Source organism: Cryobacterium ruanii (genome assembly GCF_004404055.1).
Taxonomy (GTDB): domain Bacteria; phylum Actinomycetota; class Actinomycetes; order Actinomycetales; family Microbacteriaceae; genus Cryobacterium; species Cryobacterium ruanii.
Map to the genome: position 1 here is coordinate 1 of NZ_SOHK01000016.1, position 2,378 is coordinate 2,378.

At 61.1% G+C, this 2,378-nt stretch carries 3 protein-coding genes; 2 read left to right on the plus strand and 1 reads right to left on the minus strand.

Going from position 1 to position 2,378, the window contains the following annotated elements; all coding sequences use genetic code 11:
* Positions 1-193: 193 nt before the first annotated feature.
* Positions 194-1,438 (plus strand): IS256 family transposase, encoded by a 1,245-nt coding sequence (locus tag E3T47_RS11505; protein ID WP_134556232.1) that lies wholly within the window; start codon positions 194-196, stop codon positions 1,436-1,438.
* Between the two features lie 42 nt (positions 1,439-1,480).
* Here the strand turns inward: E3T47_RS11505 and E3T47_RS16830 are convergent, their stop codons facing one another.
* Positions 1,481-1,912 carry a GntR family transcriptional regulator gene (locus E3T47_RS16830; protein WP_104196155.1) on the minus strand — a complete coding sequence of 144 codons (432 nt, stop codon included), beginning with the start codon at positions 1,910-1,912 and terminating at the stop codon, positions 1,481-1,483.
* A 33-nt stretch (positions 1,913-1,945) separates the two neighbouring features.
* Here E3T47_RS16830 and E3T47_RS11515 point away from each other — a divergent pair, with 33 nt between their 5' ends.
* Positions 1,946-2,275, plus strand: coding sequence for a pyridoxamine 5'-phosphate oxidase family protein (locus E3T47_RS11515; RefSeq protein WP_134556233.1), 330 nt, complete (start codon positions 1,946-1,948; stop codon positions 2,273-2,275).
* The last annotated feature ends 103 nt before the right edge of the window (positions 2,276-2,378 follow it).

Here is a 2,378-nt window from a genome sequence, read left to right on the forward strand (position 1 = left end):
ACACCCCCGCCGGAGCGTGGGTGGACAACCTTCTATGAAGCCATCGAAACGGGTCAGGCCGGCACCGACCTAGCCCAGCGGACAGGTCGTGTGAAAGCCACCGCTTTCGCGGGACAGATCGCTCTTGAGTCACGTTGGGAAAGGCCGATACCAGCTTGCCAGCCAGCCCCAGGCCAGCTAGTAACCATTAGAGATGGCTCTAGACCAGTCTGGCCTGCTGAACCTGCTGGGAGAACTCAAACTCACCGATGTCACCGACCGCATCCGTGTCGCGACCGAAACGTTGTATCAAGAACTTATCGATGCGGAAGCGAGCGCGTTCATCGGCGCCGCCCCGTTCGAACGCTCCGGCGACCGGACCACGTACCGCAACGGGACTCGGTCTCGGACGTTGAGCACCACGGCTGGGGACCTCGATCTGAAGATCCCGAAGCTGCGCGCCGGGTCGTTCTTCCCGGCGCTGCTGGAGCGGCGCCGCCGCGTCGACCAGGCACTGTTCGCGGTCGTGATGGAGGCCTATGTCCACGGCGTCTCAACCCGCAAGGTCGACGACTTGGTCAAGGCGCTCGGCGCTGACTCCGGGATCTCCAAATCGGAGGTGTCTCGCATCTGCGCCGGCCTCGACGCGGAAGTGGCCGAGTTCCGCGACCGGACCCTGGCCGCGCAGGATTTCCCCTACGTGTTCCTCGACGCGACCTACTGCAAAGCGCGCGTTGGACACCGTATCGTGTCCCAGGCCGTCGTCGTCGCGATCGGCATAGCCGCCGACGGACGCCGGGAAGTACTGGGGTTTGACGTGGGCGACAGTGAAAACGAAGGCTTCTGGACCAGCTTCCTGCGGTCGTTGAAAACTCGAGGTCTGGACGGGGTGAAGCTGGTCATGTCTGACGCCCACACCGGGCTGAAGAAAGCCATCGGGACGGTCTTTCAAGGCGCTGGATGGCAGAGATGCCGGGTGCACTTCATGCGCAACGTCCTCGCCGTGGTCCCGAAAGGATCCCAGGAGATGGTGGCGTCGATCATCCGCACCATCTTCGCCCAGCCCGACCGTGAGCACATCGAGAAGCAGTTTCGGGAGGTCACCACCATGCTCGGTCGCTCGCACCCGAAGGTCGCCGCGATGCTCACTGATGCCCAACCTGACCTGCTCGCTTTCGCTGCTTTTCCGCGGCGTCACTGGCGACAGATTTGGTCGACCAACCCGTTGGAACGGGTCAACAAAGAGATCAAACGCCGCACCGACGTCGTCGGCGTCTTCCCCAACGCTGCCGCCCTGCTGCGCTTGGCAGGGTCTGTCTTGATCGAGCAACATGACGAATGGGAAGCCGGCGAACGTCGCTACTTCTCCGAAGCCTCGATGCTCGAGCTGACCACAATGAACAATCCCATCGAGGTCCTCGACGAGGCGGTGATCCTCCCAGAACTCGCCGCCGCCTAAACTAAACCAACTGACCCGCACGGTGTTGAGAAACTCCACCACTCAGCGGGACGTGACCCTCACGGAGCTCGGGTCACGGGAGGTCGCTTGCCTCCACGCGGAGCGCCACGTCGCATCCGCCAGGCCCCGGGTGGATGGGTACCCAGGCCGCAAATCGATGCCTCCCTCCGACATTGTCCATTTAGCGGTGGATCGGTCTTCCTGAGGGTGCGGACTCGATGGGAGGCGGGGAATGTCTTCGACGAACGTCCCGCGACCTGGATAGCTCAGGAGAAAGCCCTCCCCAACGAGTGTGTCGTAGGCAGTCACAACTGTCCCTCGCGCGATCTTCAAGGTGATGGCAAGTTCGCGTGATGACGGGAGAGCATCGCCCGCTCTGAGGAACTGGTCGACAACCGCAGACCGTATCTGACGCGCGAGTTGCTCGGAGAGTGGCGTGTCCGTGCCAGGGCAAAGAGGCTCGAGGAGGATCATGGCTCTATTTTCCTACTGGTCCAGTAGAAACCTATGAAACTGGTCTATTACATGGTCCGCTTCGTCAGTTTTGATGATGGAATGGAAACTAAAGCTGAAGGTGCCCTGCCCTTGACTGAACAGACACAGGTGCGTCGTCTGGCTCACTACCAAACCACTGAACGTTCCGCCTTGTATTCGGTGCTCGACGAGGGCTTGGCCGCGAACGTCGCGATTGTGCGTGATTCTTTGCCAGTAGCACTGCCGGTCGGGTTCGCACGCGACGGCGATTCAATTCTCCTCCACGGGTCGACGGGTAGCGACTTCTTCCGACGACTGGCCGCGGGTGTGCCGCTATGCATCACCGTTGTCAGCGACGGTTGAAATGTAGTCCAGAATCGACGGTTTAAAACTAGGCCACCCAAGCACGATAGATGGGTGATCACAGTGGAAGATTGGGCTTTGGTTCGTCGCCTTCACTTGAGCG

Coding starts and splice junctions, on each gene's coding strand:
- E3T47_RS16830 (WP_104196155.1), bottom strand. CDS start 1,912: ATGATCCTCCTCGAGCCTCTTTGCCCTGGCACGGACACGCCACTCTCC.
- E3T47_RS11505 (WP_134556232.1), top strand. CDS start 194: ATGGCTCTAGACCAGTCTGGCCTGCTGAACCTGCTGGGAGAACTCAAA.
- E3T47_RS11515 (WP_134556233.1), top strand. CDS start 1,946: ATGAAACTGGTCTATTACATGGTCCGCTTCGTCAGTTTTGATGATGGA.